This window comes from Stenotrophomonas maltophilia group sp. msm4, from assembly GCF_032025605.1.
GTDB classification, from domain to species: Bacteria; Pseudomonadota; Gammaproteobacteria; order Xanthomonadales; family Xanthomonadaceae; genus Stenotrophomonas; species Stenotrophomonas sepilia.
Window position 1 is genome coordinate 206,328 of sequence record NZ_JAVSKK010000002.1, and the last position, 18,699, is coordinate 225,026.

At 66.9% G+C, this 18,699-nt stretch carries 13 protein-coding genes; 10 read left to right on the forward strand and 3 right to left on the reverse strand.

The window, feature by feature from the left end:
• Positions 1–318: 318 nt before the first annotated feature.
• Positions 319–1,413 (reverse strand): dipeptide epimerase, encoded by a 1,095-nt coding sequence (locus tag ROV93_RS10080; RefSeq protein ID WP_005415027.1) that lies wholly within the window; start codon positions 1,411–1,413, stop codon positions 319–321.
• Positions 1,410–2,849, reverse strand: a complete 1,440-nt coding sequence (locus ROV93_RS10085; protein ID WP_180890709.1) for an SH3 domain-containing protein — start codon at positions 2,847–2,849, stop codon at positions 1,410–1,412. The genes ROV93_RS10080 and ROV93_RS10085 overlap by 4 nt, the downstream gene beginning before the upstream one ends.
• 132 nt (positions 2,850–2,981) lie before the next feature.
• Here ROV93_RS10085 and ROV93_RS10090 point away from each other — a divergent pair, with 132 nt between their 5' ends.
• From ROV93_RS10090 to ROV93_RS10130, 9 genes are all read left to right on the forward strand, one after another.
• Positions 2,982–4,454, forward strand: coding sequence for a transglutaminase-like domain-containing protein (locus tag ROV93_RS10090; protein ID WP_072169039.1), 1,473 nt, complete (start codon positions 2,982–2,984; stop codon positions 4,452–4,454).
• Between the two features lie 51 nt (positions 4,455–4,505).
• The gene (locus tag ROV93_RS10095) at positions 4,506–7,505 is read left to right on the forward strand and encodes a TonB-dependent receptor (protein ID WP_072169041.1); all 3,000 of its coding nucleotides are present in this window, start codon (positions 4,506–4,508) and stop codon (positions 7,503–7,505) included.
• A complete protein-coding gene (locus tag ROV93_RS10100; RefSeq protein WP_255299217.1) occupies positions 7,493–9,073 on the forward strand; it encodes a serine hydrolase domain-containing protein in 1,581 nt (526 codons plus the stop codon). The genes ROV93_RS10095 and ROV93_RS10100 overlap by 13 nt, the downstream gene beginning before the upstream one ends.
• The gene (locus ROV93_RS10105; RefSeq protein ID WP_219629286.1) at positions 9,006–9,719 is read left to right on the forward strand and encodes a M15 family metallopeptidase; all 714 of its coding nucleotides are present in this window, start codon (positions 9,006–9,008) and stop codon (positions 9,717–9,719) included. The genes ROV93_RS10100 and ROV93_RS10105 overlap by 68 nt, the downstream gene beginning before the upstream one ends.
• Before the next feature lie 209 nt (positions 9,720–9,928).
• Complete coding sequence (locus tag ROV93_RS10110) at positions 9,929–10,300, forward strand: hypothetical protein (protein ID WP_049413267.1); 372 nt, start codon at positions 9,929–9,931, stop codon at positions 10,298–10,300.
• 232 nt (positions 10,301–10,532) lie between these two features.
• Positions 10,533–10,949: an EF-hand domain-containing protein gene (locus tag ROV93_RS10115; RefSeq protein WP_072169043.1), complete on the forward strand. Its 417-nt coding sequence runs from the start codon at positions 10,533–10,535 to the stop codon at positions 10,947–10,949.
• Positions 10,950–11,033: 84 nt separating this feature from the next.
• Positions 11,034–11,783, forward strand: coding sequence for an HAD family hydrolase (locus tag ROV93_RS10120; protein ID WP_072169044.1), 750 nt, complete (start codon positions 11,034–11,036; stop codon positions 11,781–11,783).
• 31 nt (positions 11,784–11,814) lie between these two features.
• The gene (locus tag ROV93_RS10125) at positions 11,815–12,303 is read left to right on the forward strand and encodes a hypothetical protein (protein ID WP_072169045.1); all 489 of its coding nucleotides are present in this window, start codon (positions 11,815–11,817) and stop codon (positions 12,301–12,303) included.
• Between the two features lie 160 nt (positions 12,304–12,463).
• The gene (locus ROV93_RS10130) at positions 12,464–13,825 is read left to right on the forward strand and encodes a VOC family protein (RefSeq protein WP_072169046.1); all 1,362 of its coding nucleotides are present in this window, start codon (positions 12,464–12,466) and stop codon (positions 13,823–13,825) included.
• Between the two features lie 136 nt (positions 13,826–13,961).
• On the opposite strand, the gene ROV93_RS10135 is transcribed toward ROV93_RS10130, so the two are convergent.
• Complete coding sequence (locus tag ROV93_RS10135) at positions 13,962–15,476, reverse strand: acetyl-CoA hydrolase/transferase family protein (protein WP_021202957.1); 1,515 nt, start codon at positions 15,474–15,476, stop codon at positions 13,962–13,964.
• 385 nt (positions 15,477–15,861) lie between these two features.
• Between ROV93_RS10135 and glnE the strand changes: the two genes are divergently transcribed.
• Positions 15,862–18,657: a bifunctional [glutamate--ammonia ligase]-adenylyl-L-tyrosine phosphorylase/[glutamate--ammonia-ligase] adenylyltransferase gene (gene glnE, locus ROV93_RS10140; RefSeq protein WP_072169047.1), complete on the forward strand. Its 2,796-nt coding sequence runs from the start codon at positions 15,862–15,864 to the stop codon at positions 18,655–18,657.
• The last annotated feature ends 42 nt before the right edge of the window (positions 18,658–18,699 follow it).

Here is an 18,699-nt window from a genome sequence, read left to right on the forward strand (position 1 = left end):
TGCCAGCCGCGAAGAGAATACGAGGTAGAGCAGAAGCAGGAGCATCCACGCATGGCGTGGATCTACCCGGAGCTGCCGTTGAGTCCGCCTTCAAGCGAGCCGAGCACCGCAGGTCCGGCGAGGGCGAAGAGGCGCGGGTGTCTGAGCGTAGCGAGTTCCCGCGCCGTCCCTCGACGGGCCGAGGAGCGCAGGGAACCGGTGCGTAGCACCGGCTCGCGGCCGGCGGAGCGTTTCTTTTGGTTACTTTTCTTTTCGCGAAAAGAAAAGTAACGCGCGACCCAACGTCAGTGGCACGCAACGTCAGCCGCAAGGCAGAAATCAACCCAGCATCTCCAGCCCACGCACTTCAGTAATACCCAGCCCCGGCACGTCGCTGATGCTGATCTCCGATTCGTTGAAATGCACACCACCGCTGACCGGGTCGAACTGGCCCAGCGAGGGGCCGTCCAGATCAACCTTGGTGATCACATCGCTCTTGGCCACGGCCAGGTGCACGGCCGCAGCCACGCTGATGCTCGATTCGATCATGCAGCCGATCATGCACGGCACGCCGTAGATGCCGGCGATGTCGGCGATGCGGATCGCATTGGACAGGCCGCCGGTCTTCATCAGCTTGATGTTGATGATGTCGGCCGCGCGCTGCTGGATCAGGTCCATCACCTGGCTCGGGCTGAACACGCTCTCGTCGGCCATGACCGGCGTGTTGACGCGGTCGGTGACGTACTTCAGGCCGCTGATGTCGGCGGCCTTCACCGGCTGCTCCAGCAGCTCCAGTACCACGCCGGCTTCCTCCAGCGTGCGCATCGCATGCACCGCCTGCTTGGCGGTCCAGCCCTGGTTGGCGTCCAGGCGCAGCAGGGCGCGGCCCTCCACGGCGGCGTGGATGGCCTTGACCCGTTCGATGTCCAGTCCGATGTCCTTGCCGACCTTGATCTTCAACGACTCGAAGCCGCGTTCGATCGCCGACAACGAATCGGCCACCATCTTGTCGATGTAGTCCACGCTGATGGTGATGTCAGTGGTGATCACCGGGTCGCCGCCACCGAGCATCTGGTACAGCGGGGCACCGTGCAGCTGCGCCCACAGGTCGTACAGCGCGATCTCCACCGCGGCCTTGGCGCTGGTGTTGCGCTCCATCGCGGTCTGCACCAGCGTGCACAGGTGGTTGAGGTTGACCACGTCCTGGCCGATCAGGCGCGGGGCGATGAAGTGGCGGATCGCTTCGATGATCGAGCCGTGCGTATCGCCGGTGATCACTGCGGTGGCCGGGGCTTCACCATAGCCGGTGTTGCCGCTGTCGGTGCGGATCAGCACCACCACGTCTTCCACGGTCTCCACCGTGCGCAGCGCGGTCTTGAACGGTGTCTTCAACGGCACGCGCAGCATGCCCAGTTCGATGGCGGTGATCTTCATTCAGGAGTCTTGGCCCGCAGGCGCTGGATGTTGGTGATGCGGTCGATGTAGCGGACGGTGTCGCTGGCCATCATCGGCTCCAGCGGCGTGACCGAAACACCATTGAGATGGGCCTGCACGCGTTTGCCGTCGGTACCGAACCAGCTGCCGCCCGCCGTATCGTGGATGACCCAGGTGCGGCCGTCGACGTGGCCGATGGCCATCATCACATGACCGGGAATGTAGACCAGGTCGCCCACCTGCAGGCTGGCTACGGCACGGTCGCGCACCGCCTTGCCGTCCTTGCCGGTGAACGGCAGGCGGTCCAGCGCCGGACTGACCGCCTGCGCGCTGGTATTGCGCGGCAGCAGCACGCCAAAGCTGCGGTAGATCTCGGAGACGAAACCGCTGCAGTCGCGGGTGTCGTAGTCGTGGCCCCAGCCGTAGCGTTCGCCGAGGAACTTGAAGCCCTGCTGCAGCAACAGGCGCGGGGTCAGCGGCAGGTAATCGGCGGCGGTGTCCTGCGAGCGCGGCAGCAGCGCCGGCACCAGCTTCAATCGGCCATCGGCCTCGCGTACCGGCAACTGCACCACCCACGAGGCGTGGGCCTGCTGGCCGTTCACCGGCTCTGACGCGGGCCAGTCGGCCAGCACCGGCAGGCGCACGCCCATGTCCAGCTGCAGGCGCGAGACGCGCGGCTCCTCCGGGGTATGGGCGGTCTGCGCGGTGGCGCCGGTGACGATCCGGTACGGTCCCTTCGCGCCGTAGCCGAGCACCGTGGCCTTGTCGCCGCTGGCGATGGCGTCGGCTTCGATCCACGCGCTGTAGCGCTCGCTGTGCACGAACAGCCAACGGCCATCGGTACTGCGATGGACCACGGCCACCTTGTCGCCGGGGAACAGTGCCGATTCCTGGAAGCGGTCGATGTCGGTGTCACCGACGGTGCTGAAGACGCGCTCGCGGGTGGGGAAGGTGCGCAGCGCGGCACGCTTCACCACCAGCCCATACTGCGGTGCCACCTGTGTGGGAATCGCATCGAGGCCGAGGTTGGCTTCGATAGTGCTGCGCAGCGCGGGTGCGATCGCCTGGCCCTTGTCGTTGTAGAGGGCGCGGGTGGGCCAGCTCGACAGCGCGGTGATGCTGGCGCGAACCGTAGCCGCATCAAGCTGGGCGGGCAGTGTGGCGATGTCCTGGATGTGGCTGTCCTGCGCCCGCATCCGCGCGTTCTGTGCTTCGATCTGCGCGCGATCCAGAATCGGCGCGTCGGCGTTGTCCAGGCGCGCGGCCCAGTACTGCGGGGTCAGATAGGCCTCGTGCAGGCCGATCACATAGGGCAGCGGCGCACCCGGGTCGGGCGATGGGGCCGCCTGTGCAAAGGCCGGAGCGGCCAGCAGGCACAGGGCCAAGGTCAAGCGGCGCGGCCAATGCCGGTGCCGTTCGCGGAAAGCCAGGCTCATGCGGTGCACACCCTCCTCGAATGCCTGTTGGAATATTTATTCCTTTTGGCCCCGAAAGCAAGAATAAATTATTGACCAACATCCCGGCCCGTGTTACACAGCCGTTACCACCCGCGCTGGGGAAGTGTCGCTGTGGATCCTGCCGTTCGCAAACCGCGTCTGACTGCCGCCGCCGGCCTGGGTGCCGTGTTGCTGCTGTGGGTGTCGGCCACGCACGCAGCAGGCGAGCGCAGCAGCCAGCAGCGCGCGCGGGGAGTGCAGGTGATCGACCTGGTCGACAGCGGCCGTTTCCGCGACGCCGATGCGCAGCTGGCCACTACACCCGCCGCCACAGACGAGGCGTTCCAGCGCGAGCGCATGCGCCGCATCCGCCTGGATTTCGCCCTCGACGAAAACGCCGCCAAGGACGCCGTACGGCGCGGCATTCCCGATCTGACCGACGAGGAATTTGTGCGCTGGGACCAACTCGGCCTGATCGAGCATTTCGATATCGATGGCGAGCGTTGGTACTTCAAGCGCGCACCCTCCAACCTGTTCCTGCTCAGCGACGAAGCACGCGCGCGCCGCCGCACGGATGCACCGGTGCCGCCTCCGGGCCCCAACGAAGTGCTCAACGCCCACCATGCAGGCGTGGTTGCCGCGGCCGAACAGAGTGGCCAGGCGTCGGTATTGCCGCAGCGCTATGAATTCACCCAGTCGCTTACGGTGAAAACCGATGTGGTGCCCGCCGGTGAAACGATCCGCGCGTGGATTCCGTACCCCCGCGAGATCCCCGGCCAGCAGGAGCAGGTGCAGTGGCTGGGCAGCACCCCGGGCAAGGCGCGCGTGGCTCCGGCCCATACCCAGCAGCGCACCGCCTACCTCGAAGCCAAAGCGGTTGCCGGGCGGCCAACCCGCTTCGAGATCCGCTACGCGGTCACGATCTTCGCCCGGCATACCGCGATCAACCCGGCCGTAGTGCAACCGACCCCGGCCGACCCGGCCCTGAAGCCCTACCTGGCCGAGCAGCTGCCGCATGTGCGCTTCACTCCCGCGCTGAAGCTGTTCTCCGACCAGGTGCTGCAGGGTGAAGCGCGCCCGTATGAAGTGGTGCGCAGGCTGTTTGCTGCGGTCGACCGCATTCCCTGGGCCGGTGCGCGCGAGTACTCCACGATCAGCAACATCAGCGATTACGCGCTGCGGGCCGGCCATGCCGACTGCGGGCAGCAGACCCTGCTGCTGATCGCGCTGCTGCGCCTGAACGGTATTCCTGCACGCTGGCAGTCGGGCATGGTGTTCTCCGGCGACGGCAGCGGCTACAACAACCTGCATGATTGGGGGCAGGTCTACCTGGCGCCGTATGGCTGGCTGCCGATGGACGTGACCACCGGCGCACTGGCCAGTGATGTGCCGGCCCTCCGTGACTTCTATCTGGGTGGCCTCGATGGCTACCGCATCGCCTTCAACGACGATTTCGGCCAGCCCTTCGTGCCGGCCAAGCAGCACTTCCGCTCGGAAACGGTCGACTCGCAGCGCGGCGAGGCCGAGTGGGCAGGCGGCAACCTGTACTTCGACCAATGGAGCTACGACTTCCAGTGGCGGGTACTGCCAGCCAGGCAACGCTAGCGCGACACATCGCATTCCACACCATTCAATTCTTGCAGGAGAGAGCAGGGGATGAAGGCTTACAGCATCAAGCGGGCGGCATTGTGCGTCGCCCTTGGGGCGTGTCTGGGCATGATCGCGCCCAGCGCATTCGCACAGGATGGTTCAGTGGTTGGCCGGCTGGTCAGCGATGCCGGCCAGGTACCGGCCGGTGCCACGGTGACCGTACGCAATCCGGCAACGGGCTTCGTGCGCTCCGTGCAGGCCGAAGCCAACGGCAGCTACCGCATTCCGTTGCTGCCGGTCGGCACCTATGAGATGGAGGTGAGCCTGCCCGGCGGAGGGGCCAGCCGCGTCGGCCAGGTGACGGTCAGTCTGGGCAGCGCGACCACGGTGAACGTGCCGCTCGGCGCGGTCAGCACGCTGGGCACGGTTGAAGTACGGGCACCGCAGGTAGTGTCGATGGTGGATGTGAAGTCCACCGAGTCGGCCACCAACATCACCCGCGAAGAGCTCTCGCGGCTGCCGGTGGACCGTGACATCACCGCGGTGGCGCTGCTGGCGCCGGGTGCGGTGAAGGGCAAGGGCTCGCTGGGTGGCCAAGGCATTTCCTTCGGGGGTTCGTCGGTGGCCGAGAACACCGTCTACATCAATGGCCTGAACGTCACCGACTTCTACAACCGGGTCGGCTTCTCGTCGGTACCGTTTTCGTTCTACCAGGAATTCCAGGTCAAGACTGGCGGCTACTCGGTGGAGTTCGGGCGCAGCACCGGCGGTGTCATCAACGCGGTGACCCGCTCGGGCAGCAATGATTTCAAGGCCGGCGCCGAGCTGGTGTTCGAGCCGCGCGCGTGGCAGTCGCAGGCCCGCGACCGCTACGACGGCAACGGCAGCCGCTACATCACCGCCAGCCGCGACGACTACAGCCGCAGCGCGCTGAATGTGTTCGCTTCCGGTGCGCTGGTGCAGGATCGACTGTTCTTCTTCGGAATGTACGAGGCGCGCGACTACCGCCCGACCTCGACCAACGACGCCGGTACGCGCCTGAGCCAGGGCAAGGCCGATGATCCGTTCTGGGGCGGCAAGATCGACTGGCAGATCACCGACAACCAGATGCTGTCGCTGTTCGGTTTCTCGGACAAGAGCAAGACGCTCACCGATGTCTACGCCTACGACTACGCCACGGGGCAGACCGTGGGCGAGCGCAGCAACCAGATCTACAACACGGTGGGCGGCAAGAACTGGTCCGGCACCTACAGCTGGCAGGTGAACAACGACCTGACCATGAAACTGATGTATGGCGAGAACAAGCGCAACCGTGTGCAGAGCTCGTTGATGGACCAGAACTGCAACCGCGTGTTCGACAACCGAACCGCCAGCCAGGGCGTGCCGCCCTCGCTGCAGGGTGACCGCAGCTGCACCAGCAGTTCGCAGCTCGAATCCGCATTGGACACCCGCAAGGCCGCGCGCGCCGATTTCGAATGGACGCTGGGCAACCACCTGCTGCGGTTCGGCCTGGATCGGGAGGAGAACACGTCCGACTACAGTCGCGCCTATCCCGGTCCGGGCGGCCTGCGCTACGACATCTACGCTCGCACGCCCGGCAGTTCGCTCAACGGCGGCGTCGTGCCGGCCAGTGGCCTGGTGGCGCGCACCCGTCGCTATGAAGTGGAAGGCGCCTTCGAGACGATCAACTCGGCCTACTACCTGGAAGACAACTGGCAGGTGACGCCGAACCTCCTGCTGAACATGGGTCTGCGCCTGGAAGCCTTCGACAACAAGGGTGGCGACGGCAGCAGCTACATCAAGATCGACGACATGCTGGCCCCGCGCCTGGGCTTCTCCTGGGACGTGCGCGGCGATGGCACGACCAAGGTCTTCGGCAACCTGGGCCGCTACTTCCTGCCGGTGGCCAACGTCATCAACATCAAGCAGGCCGGTGGCTTCCTCGACGAGCGGACCTGGTATGAGTTCCTCGGCTACAGCGGCGCAGCCAACAACATCCCGAACCTGGGCGCGCAGATCGGCCCGGTGGACAACTCGCAGGGCGACGGCAGCGTGCCGGACCTGCGTGCCGAAGTTAACCGGGACATGGACCCGGTGTACCAGGACGAGGCGATCCTCGGCTTCCAGCAGATGATCAACGAAGCCTGGTCGGTCGGTGCCAGCGTGACCTATCGCCGGCTGCACAACGCCATCGATGACATGAACATTACCGCCACCGGGCAATGCGGTGCCATCGACGGCGTATGGATCATGGGCAATCCGGGCCGCACCAACACCGTGTGGGGAGACACCAACTGTGACGGCAGCAACGATGGCTGGATCAGCATCGATACGTCGAAGGAAGGCTGGGCGCTGTACGACGACAACGGCAACTACGTCGGCCAGCGCGGCTGGGTGAAGCCCAAGCGTGACTACAAGGCACTGGAGCTGCAAGTCGACCGGGCCTGGGACGGCAAGTGGGGCTTCAACGCGTCCTACACCCTCGCATACGGCCGCGGCAATGCAGAAGGCCCGGTCAACTCCGATACCGACTTCGCCGATGCCGGGCGTACCGAGAACTTTGACAATCCGTGGGTGAACTACCGCGGCTACGGCTATCTGGCCAACGACCGCCGACACCAGTTCAAGTTCCGTGGTAGTTATGCGTTGACCGAGAACCTGAGCGTAGCCGCTACGCTGGGCGTGCAGTCGGGCAGCCCGATCACGCGTTTCGGCGCCGGTAATCCATTCGACGCCACTGATTTCCACAGCTACTACGTGTGCGTGTCCAACTGCCAGGCCACGGTGCCCTCCGAACGCGTGTTCGTGCATTCCCCGCGCGGTGGCGATGGCCGCACGCCGTGGACCTACGACCTGGACGTGAGCGTGTCGTACAAGGTGCCGATCCCCACCGACCTGCGCCTCAAGCTGGCGGTGTACAACGTGCTCAACCAGCAGCGCGTGGTGACCGTGGATCAGGACTACGAACCGCAGGACAGCATCGGTACGCCGAATCCGCTGTACCGCTACGGTACCGGGTTCCAGTCGCCGCGTTATGCGCAGCTGACCGTCACATGGGCGTACTGAGACCCGCCCAGCACGCTCGACGCTGCATCTGCGTGGCCGTGTTGGCGGTGTTTCCGGTTGCGGCGGCGCAGACCAGCGCGACCGCATCGATCGAGGCCGACGTCGCCGCCGTGGTCCAGCACGAGCACCTGCCCGGGCTGGCCATCGCGGTGGTCGACAACGGGCAGGTGGTCTATCGCCACGCCGAAGGCGCGCGTGGCGACGGCGGCCGCATCGACCAGGACACGCTGTTCAAGATCGCCTCCAACAGCAAGGCGATGACCGCCGCGCTGCTGGCGCGGCTGGTGCAGCAGGGCAAGCTGCGCTGGGAGGATCCGGTGCAGCAACATCTGCCGGGCTTCCGCATGCACGATGCGTGGGTGGGCGAGCAGATGCAGGTGCGCGACCTGCTGATCCACAACAGCGGCCTGGGCCTGGGCGCCGGTGACCTGATGCTGTGGCCGGAGCCGAACGCGTTCACCCGCGCCGACATCATCGCCGGGCTGGCGCACCTGAAGCCGGTCAGCAGTTTCCGCAGCCGCTATGCGTACGACAACCTGATGTACGTGGTGGCCGGCGAACTGGCCGCTGCGGCGGGTGGCAAGCCGTATGACCAGCTGATGCGCGAGCAGGTGTTCGAGCCGCTGGGCATGACCCGCTGCCAGGTGGGGGCGTGGTCGGTGAAGCGGGTGGGCAACGTGGCGCAGCCACACGCTTGGCATGGCGACCACAATGCGGTGGTGAACGCCGATGGTGCGATCAGCCCGGATCTACCGTCGATGGCCGCCGGCGGCATCCGCTGTTCGCTGCGCGACATGACGCGCTGGATGCAGGTGCTGCTCGATCCTGCCCTGGCACCTGGCTGGTTGGATGCTGAGCAGCGCCGTACGCTGTGGACCCTGCACATGCCGATGGCGCTGGGTGAACGCCAGCGGCGCTGGGACAACGCGCATTTCTATGGCTACGGCTATGGCTGGCGGGTGTCGGACATGGACGGGCAGTGGAAGGTGGCGCACACCGGCACCCTGTCGGGCATGTACTCGTCGCTGGCGCTGCTGCCTGACCGCAAGGTGGGCGTGGTGATGCTGATCAACGGTGAAGGCGAGGATGCGCGCACCGCATTGATGCAGGCCGCGCTGAAGCGCTTCACCGCCCCCGATGAGGCGCGTCCGGCACTGGCGTACCTGGCCGAACTGAAGGCAGACCAGGCTAGGGCAAGCGGCCATCAGCGGCCGGCGACGTCGGAGGCACGGCCGGCATCGGACGCCGATCTGCCGCGCTGGCACGGCCGCTACACCGATCCGTGGCTGGGGCCGGCCTCGCTGTGCCCGGGCAAGGACGGCCTGCGCTTCAGCGTGGACAAGTCGCCCCGGCTGCAGGGGGCTGTGCTGCAGCTGCAGGGGCGCTGGCTGCTGCGCTGGGATACGCTGGGCGAAGACGCGCAGGCGTGGCTGCAGCCGGGTGAGGGCCTGGCACCGACACTGGACCTGCGCGCCATCGATCCGGACATCGACTTCAGCTATGACTTCCAGGACCTGCATTTCACTCGTACTGGCGATTGCCCTGGCAGCGACCACCAGCGCCGCTGAGCCACCGCGCGTTTCACCGGCCACCGACGCGGCCAGCGCCGGGCTGGTGGAGATCCGTACGTTGTCGCCGCGCATCGACCTGGACATCCGCTATGCGGGTGCCAACAACTTCACCGGCGCGCGCGTGCCCGGCTACGAGGCGCCTTCGTGCTACCTGCTGGCGCCGGTGGCGAAGGCGCTGGCCCAGGTGGAGCAGGACCTGCGCGCCGATGGCTTCGGCCTGCGCCTCTACGACTGCTACCGGCCGGTGCGTTCGGTGCAGGCCTTCATGGCCTGGGTGAACGATCCGCGCGAGCTCTCGCGCAAGGCACAGCAGTATCCGGGCCTGGACAAGCCGCGCCTGCTGGCCGACGGCTACATCGCCGAGCGCTCCGGCCACAGCCGCGGTGCCACGGTGGATCTGGGCCTGCTGGATTGCCGCAGCGGTGCATGCACGCCGTTGGACATGGGCACTGACTTCGACTTCTTCGGGCCGCGTGCGCATACGCAGACGAGCGGGCTGAGTGAGACGCAGCAGGCGAACCGGCGGCAACTGGTGCAGGCAATGGCACGGCGTGGTTTCGTGAACTATCCGCAGGAGTGGTGGCACTACACGTTCCAGCCGGAACCGGATCCCGGTACCGCGTACGACGTTCCGGTACGGTAGGGGTAACGGCAGGGCACCGCCCAGCCTCTGACAGTTTCCCGCGCGGTCCGTTGTAGGGCCGAGCCCATGCTCGGCTGCTCTTTGTTCAATCGTCGAATTATTCGATCTCGATGGAGACTCATCCACGCATGGCGTGGATCTACTGTGGCTGCCGATTGGGTCCGAAGCAGATCCCTTACACTGGCCGCCTCTTCATCCCTGCCCACCCGATGAACCTTCCCCTGCACTTCGGCCTGCTCGGCACCCTGGAAGCGGGCGCCATTGCCCTGCTGGTCGGCCTGCTCGTGTACCTCCTGTGGTCGCAGCTGTGCCGCCTGCTGCGGTGGTCGATGGGGCACGCGATCGGCTGGTCCTGCGTCATCGCCGTGATCATCGCCGCCGGCATCGATGCGTGGAAGCTGTTCTACATGGGCATCGTGCGGCTGGAATCGCCGCTGTACGCGCGCATCTTCCTGGCCACCATCCACGATCCGAACGAACTTGGCAGCCGTGTGGTGCTGGAAATCGCCGGTGCGCTCGCCGGTGTTGCTCTTGCATGGGTGTTGTTCAGTTCGCGGTCATCGGAAAAAACCGTCGACTGACGCAGGTTTTTCGTTGCCTGCCGGTTAAATGCAGAGGCGCTGAATGCGCATCTTATGAGCCACTCACTTCACCCTAACCACCGCGCTAAAGCATGCGTGGAGGCCAGTGGTTAATCGCGCGTGTGGGCGCCGCTCGCGACGCAAAATCGATTCAGAAACGCGGTGGCAGGGTAGGTGCCGTGCGGAATCAACACGCCGCGCAACACCACCCAATCGGTAGGAGACACCCCTGATGACTATTCGCAACCGCAAGCCCCTGATCGCCCTGTTCGTCGCCGCCGGCAGCGTGCTGGCCATCCCGGCGATGGCCCAGTCGGCCAAGCAGCAGGCCGCGCAGGCGCAGAACGAAGCCGCTCAGGCCCAGCAGGCGGCTGCACAGGCCGGCCAGGCCGCCGACCAGGCGACCAATGCGGCCGCAGCGGCATCGGCGCAGGCCAATGGCGGTGGCCAGACCTGGGCCAGCATCGATACCGATGGCAACGGCACCATCAGCAAGACCGAGGCGCAGGTGAACGCCGGCCTGGCCCAGGTGTTCGACCAGGCTGATACCAACAAGGACGGCGAACTGAGCGCCGATGAGTACAAGGCCTACGTGGCCGCCCAGCAGGCTGGTGCGGGTGGCGCAGCGCAGGGTGCGCAGGGCAGGTAAGTCCTGCATCGGGGCGTATGGGAACCCGGGCGGCTTCGGCCGCCCGGGTTTTTTTCGTCACCATGGCCCCTGTATCCTTGGGCGATGAACACCCCCACGCCTGCGCCGTCGCGCGCCATCGGCCTGGTCGGTTTTGACGGTGACGATACGCTGTGGAAGAGCGAGGACTACTACCGCAAGGCCGAGCAGGATTACCTTGACCTGCTGTCGCGCTATGTCGACGTGCATGACACCCAGACCGCCCGCCACCTGCTGGAAGTGCAGCAGCGCCACCTGGGCACCTTCGGCTACGGCGTCAAGAGCATGACCCTGTCGATGATCGAAGCGGCCATCGACATCACCGGCCAGCGCATCGACGCGAAGGACATCCAGCGCATTCTGGAGATCGGCCACGACACCCTGCGCCACCCGGTCGAGCTGATCGACGGCGTGCGTGAAGCGGTGGCGGCCATCGCCGAGCACTACCCGGTGGTGCTGATCACCAAGGGCGACCTGTTCCACCAGGAAGCCAAGATCAAGGTCGCCAACCTGGCCGAGCTGTTCCCGCGCATCGAGATCGTCTCGGAGAAGGATCCGGAAACCTACGCCCGCGTGCTGGCCGAATTCGACCTGCCGATGCAGCGCTTCGTGATGGTCGGCAACTCGCTGCGCTCGGACATCGAGCCGGTGGTGACGCTGGGTGGCTGGGGCGTGCATACCCCGTACGCAGTGACCTGGGCCCACGAGACCCAGCATGGCGTGGCCGACGACGAACCGCGCATGGTCACTGCCGATACCGCCCACGACTGGCCGGCCGCACTGGCGGCGATCGAGGCCAAGGCTGCTGCGGCCTGACAGGGCCGGTCGGCTGCGGCAGAATCGGGGCATGAACCACCGACTGCGCGCGCTGATGTTGTTCCTGCTGCTGGCGCCGGCCACCGTGCTGGCCCAGCAGACCGCCGAGCGTTCGGCCACCTATGAAGTGGACACCGGCGACAGCTGGGTCGACGCCCAGCTGCAGGACATCAACCACTACGCCGAACGCTACCCCGACGCCTTCCTCGACGAAGTGTCGCGCTATGCCGACGTGCCGCGCGGCTACATCAGCGCGCTGTTCACCACCCATGGCTGGCAGGCAGGAGACATTTATTTCGCCTGCTTCTGGGCCAAGGCCAGTGGCCAGACCTGCCGCGACAGCGTGCGTGCCTTCAGCCAGGACCCGGAGGGCGGCTGGGAGGCGGTGGTCAAGCGCATGCCCACCAAGCCGGACAATCTGCACTACCGGGCTGTGCGCCATGCCATCGTGGCCAGCTACCAGCACTGGGACCGGCCGATCACCCTGGATGCCACGCTGAAGCGCCAGTTGAAGCGGTAGTGCCGGCCGCTGGCCGGCAATAGCATCCTTTCCAGGCATCCGGGGTTGCCGGCCAGCGGCCGGCACTACCCGGTCATGTTGCTCTGCGTATCGCCGCCGCCACGCGCTCCGGCGACAATACGGGTCCGAGCTGTTCCCCGTTCCCGTAATCGAGTGACTGATGAGCGCCTCTTTCGTTTCGCCTGATGTGATCCGCCGCCTGTTCGCGCAGGCCATGTCCCGCATGTACCGCACCGAAGTGCCGCTGTACGGCACGCTGGTGGAACTGGTGGAGCGGATCAACGCGCAGGTGCTTGCCCAGGACCCGGCGCTGGCCGCGCAGCTGCAGCGCAACGACGAGCGTGCGCGCCTGGATGAAGAGCGTCATGGCGCGATCCGCGTCGGTACCGTGCAGGAACTAGCGACACTGCGCCGCCTGTTCGCGGTGATGGGCATGTACCCGGTCGGCTACTACGACCTGTCGGTGGCCGGCGTGCCGGTGCACTCCACCGCGTTCCGCCCGCTGACCGGCGCGGCGCTGGCGCAGAATCCGTTCCGTGTGTTCACCTCGCTGCTGCGCCTGGAGCTGATCGAAGACGAAGCCCTGCGTGCCGAGTCGGCGAAGATCCTCGCACGCCGCCGCATCTTCACCGACGGCGCGCTGGCGCTGATCGACCAGGCCGAGCGCGACGGTGGCCTGTTGCAGGCCGATGCCGAGCGCTTCGTCCAGGAGGCGCTGGAAACCTTCCGCTGGCACGGCGATGCCACGGTCGACCTGCCGACCTACCACGCCCTGCACAACGCGCACCGCCTGGTGGCTGACGTGGTCAGTTTCCGCGGCCCACACATCAACCACCTGACCCCGCGCACGCTGGACATCGACGCTGCACAGGCGGCAATGATCGAGCACGGCATGGCGGCCAAGGCGGTGATTGAAGGCCCGCCGCGTCGTGCCTGCCCGATCCTGCTGCGCCAGACCAGCTTCAAGGCGCTGGAAGAGGCCGTGCACTTCCCGGATGCCGAAGGGGGTGATGCCGGCACCCATACCGCGCGCTTCGGCGAGATCGAACAACGCGGCCTGGCGCTGACCCCGAAGGGCCGCGCGCTGTACGACCAGCTGCTGTCGCAGGCCCGCGACGCCGGTGGTGAAGGCAGCACCGGCGGCGACTACGGCCAGCGCCTGCAGGCGGTGTTCGCCAGCTTCCCGGATGACCATGACACCCTGCGCCAGGAAGGCCTGGGGTATTACCGCTACCAGCTGACCGACGCTGGCCGCGCCGCGCCGGAGCGCGTGGCCGATCTGCCCGCTGAAGTGCTGGTGGCCGCCGGCCTGGCCACGGCCGACCCGATCGTCTACGAGGATTTCCTGCCGGTCAGCGCCGCGGGCATCTTCCAGTCGAACCTGGGCGGCGAAGAACAGCGCGCCTATGCCGCGCATGCCAACCGTGAGGCCTTCGAGCAGGCCTTGGGCGTGGCGGTGAACGACGAGTTCGAGATCTACGAGCGGCTGCAGGCCGAATCGCTGGCGGCGCTGCGCGGGTAAACCGCTTGCCGTGGAGCCGAGCGTGGGCTCGGCTCTACAGGGATTCTGCGGAGCGGCCCCTTTGTAGAGCCGGCCGCTGGCCGGCTGTTGGGGAAGCCGGCCAGCGGCCGGCTCTACCCGACGTCCGTAGCGGGCCTCAGCCCTTCATCGTGCCGGTATCCAGCCAGCGCTGGTGCCACGACAACGCTTCCGGCAGCAGGTGCGGGGTGTGCTTGCCGTAGCTCTCGCGGCTGGCACGGTCGAAGTAATCCTGCAGCTGCGGGCGGAAGTCCGGGTGGGCGCAGTTGTCGATCAGCACCTGCGCGCGCTTGCGCGGGGTCAGGCCGCGCAGATCGGCCAGGCCCTGTTCGGTGACGATCACCGACACATCGTGCTCGGTGTGGTCGACATGGCTGGCCATCGGCACGATCGCCGAGATGGTGCCGTTCTTGGCGGTGGACGGGCTCAGGAACGCCGACAGGAAACCGTTGCGGGCAAAGTCACCGGAACCGCCGATGCCGTTCATGATCCGCGTGCCCATCACGTGCGTCGAATTGACGTTGCCGTAGATGTCCACCTCGATCATGCCGTTCATGCCGATGCAGCCCAGGCGGCGCACCAGTTCCGGGTGGTTGGAGATTTCCTGCGTGCGCATGATGATGCGCTCGCGGTAGAAATCGATGTTCTCCTTGAACGTCTCATTCGCCTGCGGGCTCAGCGCGAAGCCGGTGCAGGAGGCGTAGCTCAGCACGCCGTCGCGCAGCAGGTCGAGCATGCCGTCCTGGATCACTTCGGTGAACGCGGCCAGGTCGCGGAAACCACTCTTGGCCAGGCCGGCCAGCACGGCGTTGGGGATGTTGCCCACGCCCGACTGCAGCGGCAGCAGGTTCGGCGGCAGGCGGCCCTTCTTCACCTCGTGCTTGAGGAACTCGATCAGGTGCGAAGCGATCTGCTCGCTGGTTGCATCGATCGGGCTGAACGGGCTGTTGCGGTCCGGGCCGTTGGTACGCACCACGGCCACGATCTTGTCCGGGTCGCAGCGCAGCGCGGTATCGCCGATGCGGTCGTTGGCGTTCACCAGCGGAATCGGCTTGCGGTGCGGCGGCAGCGCGGTGCCGTAGTAGATGTCATGCATGCCGTCGACACCGGCCGGCTGCCATTCGTTGACCTCGACGATCACCTTCCTGGCCAGGTCCAGCCAGGTCTTGTTGTTGCCGACCGAGGTGGAGGGCACCAGCGAACCATCTTCGCGGATGGCCGAGACTTCGATGACGGCGGTATCGATCTCGCCATAGAAGCCGAACCACACGTGCTGGGCAACGTGGCTGAGGTGGATGTCGATGTAATCCAGCTTGCCCTCGTTGATGCGGTTGCGCGCGTCCGGGTCGCTCTGGAACGGCATGCGCATGGCGATGCCATCGGCCTTGGCCAGCGCGCCATCGAGTTCCGGCGCGGTCGAGGCGCCGGTCATCAGCTTGATCTGGAAGGGATTGCCCTGGGCATGCACCGCTTCGATGCGGCGGGCCAGTTCGACGGGAACGGCCTTGGGATAGCCGGAGCCGGTAAAGCCGCTCATGGCCACGGTTTCACCGGGCTGGATCAGCGCGGCTGCGGCCTCGGCGGAGACCACGCGGTCACGGAGACGCGCGTTGGCGATGCGATCAACAGACATGACGACAGTGTTTCTGGGGGGAATCCCGATTATCGGCCATCCTCATCCGTACGGGGGGTTCTACCTTCGTGGAATGGCTTTTCCCCCAGGGGCTCACCCATACCCACCGGTTCTGTTTTGCAGTGCAGCGTGCAAAGTGCTTTCGCAGCCCGCACGATGGCCCTGCATCCCGACGTGGGGGAGGGAGCAGAGCCCGCTGGCAGTTCGCTGCAAGCGGGCTTTTTTATTGCCTGTCGCCCAGTATGAATGCGCGGCTCCCAGTATCGGTAGTGGCGGCCGCTGGCCGGCAACCCCAGTAACCTTCGGCAGGATCATCGGATTTGCCGGCCAGCGGCCGGCACTACTGGGTCCGTTGCGCCCCAGCCGGGTCGATACAATCAGACCCATGACCCTCGCCCCCGCTGACCTGCCCGCCGCCCTGCAGCCTCTTGTCGACCGCGCGCTGGCGCGCTTGGCCCAGGTCCTGCCCGAACCCATCCCGACCGATCTGCTGCCGCTGCTGAGCCGGTTGGCGGTGACCAGCGACTTCGCGCTGGACACCCTGGTGCGGCAACCGGCGCTGCTGGCGCAGCTGGCCGCGCCCGGTTGCCCGCCGATCCCGCCACCGGTGCTCGATCCGCTGCAGCCCAGCGACTGGCCGGCGCAGATCCGGCGCTGGCGTACTGCCATGTCGACGCGGCTGATCTGGCGCGACCTGACCGGTCTGGACGACGTGGCACAGACCCTGGCTGGCGCCACCACCCTGGCCGAGGACTGCCTGCGGCTGGCGCTGGACGCGCTGCAGCAGGAATTCGCCCAGCGGCACGGTGTGGTCCGCGATGGCGAAGGCGCCGCGCAGCAGCTGGTGGTGTTCGGCCTCGGCAAGCTCGGCGGCGGCGAGCTCAACTTCAGTTCCGATATCGACCTGGTCTACGCCTATCCGCACGGCGGCGAATCCGACGGCCCGCGCGCGCTGGCCGCTGAAGAGTATTTCGCCCGCCTCGGCCAGCGCCTGGCCAAGCTGCTGGACGAAACCACCGTCGATGGCTTCAGCCACCGCGTCGACCTGCGCCTGCGCCCGTTCGGCAGCGCCGGCCGCGTCGCGCTGTCGTTCGCGGCGATGGACCAGTACTTCCAGCGGGAAGGCCGCGACTGGGAGCGCTATGCGTGGCTGAAGGCGCGCGCTGTCGCCGGTGATATCGAGGCCGGTGAAGCGTGGCTGCAGACCCTGCGCCCGTTCGTGTACCGCCGCTACCTGGATTTCACTGCGCTCGATGGCCTGCGCGAGATGAAGGCGGCGATCACCGCCGAAGTCGCGCGCCGCGAGCTGCACGAAGACATCAAGCGCGGCGCCGGTGGCATCCGCGAGATCGAGTTCCTGTGCCAGGCGCTGCAGCTGATCCGCGGTGGCCGCGAACCTGCGCTGCGCGAGCGCCGCCTGCTGGTGGCGCTGGACGCGCTGGTGGCTGCGGGGCAGATCGCGCCCGAGGACGGCAGTGCGCTGCGCGAGGCCTACCTGTTCCTGCGCCGCCTGGAGAATCGCCTGCAGATGTTGCGCGATGCGCAGACCCACGTGCTGCCCAGCGATGCACTGGACCGCGAGCGCATCGCCGTCGGCCTCGGCTACCCGGACTGGGACGTGTTGCGCGCGGCGCTGGCCGAACAGCAGCAGCGGGTCAGTACCGAATTCGCCGCGCTGCTGGCACCGCGCAAGGGCCAGGCCGCGCCCGACGCGCTGGCCAACTACTGGCGTAGCCTGCCCGAGGGCAGCAACGCACCGCTGCTGGCTGAAGCCGGTTTCCTCGATGCCAACGGCGCGGACCAGTCATTGCGTGATTTCGCGCAGGGCACCGGCGTGAAGTCATTGTCCGATGCCGCGCGTGCCCGGCTGGATCGCGTACTGCCCGCGTTGCTGCATGCGGCCACGCGTTCGCCGCAACCCGACGCCGCGCTCAGGCGCGTGCTTGGCCTGCTGCAGGCGGTGCTGCGCCGGACCAGCTATCTCGCGCTGCTGGACGAACAGCCCAGCGCGCTGGCGCGGCTGGTCGACGTGCTGGCGCGCAGCGCGCTGCTGGCCGAGCGGCTGGCCGCGTACCCGCTGCTGCTGGACGAACTGCTGGACGTGCGCGTGTCCGGGCCGATGCCCGATGCGGCCGGTATGCTGGCCGAGTGCCAGCAGGTGCTGGCGGTGGAAGATCCCGAATCCGCACTGCGCTGGCTCAACGAGACGCGGCTGGCGCTCAGCTTCCGCATGGCACTGGCCACGCTGGATGGCCGCCAGGGTGCGGTGGACAGCACGCGGCAACTGGCCGAGCTGGCGCAGGCGGTGGTCACCACCGTGCTGGCGATGGCCGAGGCGGACATGCGCGCCGCGCACGGCGGGATTCCCGGTGGACGTTTCGCGATCATCGGCTACGGCAGCCTCGGCGGGCTTGAGCTGGGCTTCGGTTCCGACCTGGACCTGGTGTTCCTGCACGACAATCCGGCCGGCGTGGAGGCCAGCGATGGCGCACGTCCGCTGGAACCGGGGCGCTGGTATGCACGACTGGCACAGAAGGTGATGGCGCTGCTTGGTGCGGTCACCGCCGCCGGGCGCCTGTACGACATCGACGTGCGCCTGCGCCCGGACGGTGGCAAGGGTTCGCTGGTGTCTTCGTTGGCCAGCTACACCGAATACCAGCGCGAACGCGCGTGGACCTGGGAACACCAGGCCCTGGTCCGCGCACGCGGTGTGGCCGGTGATGCCAGCCTGCTGGCCGATTTCGAACAGGTGCGCGCACAGACACTGGGTCGTGAGCGCGATCCGGCCACGCTGTATGCCGATGTGCTGAAGATGCGCGGCCGCATGCGCACTGAACTGGACCGCAGCGATGCCGCGCGGCTGGACCTGAAACAGGGTGCCGGTGGCGTGGTGGACCTGGAGTTCCTGCTGCAGACCGGCGTGCTGGCGCGTAGTGCGCAGCATTCCGCGCTGTTGCAGCCACGCGACACGCCGTCGCTGATCGATGCGTTGGCGGTTGCCGGTTTCCTTCCGGAAGACACTGCGCAAGCACTGCATGGCGCGCATGCCACGCTGCTGGATGTCGGCCTGGCCTGCACGCTGGACCGGCGCCCGCGATTGGCACCGACCACGCCCGCGATTGAAGAGGCGTGTGCCGCGATTACGGCAGCGTGCAGAGCGGCAGCGTTGCCGTTCGGGTGATGGGTGCACCCATTAGAACAATTGCCCGGGGATGATCCGCTG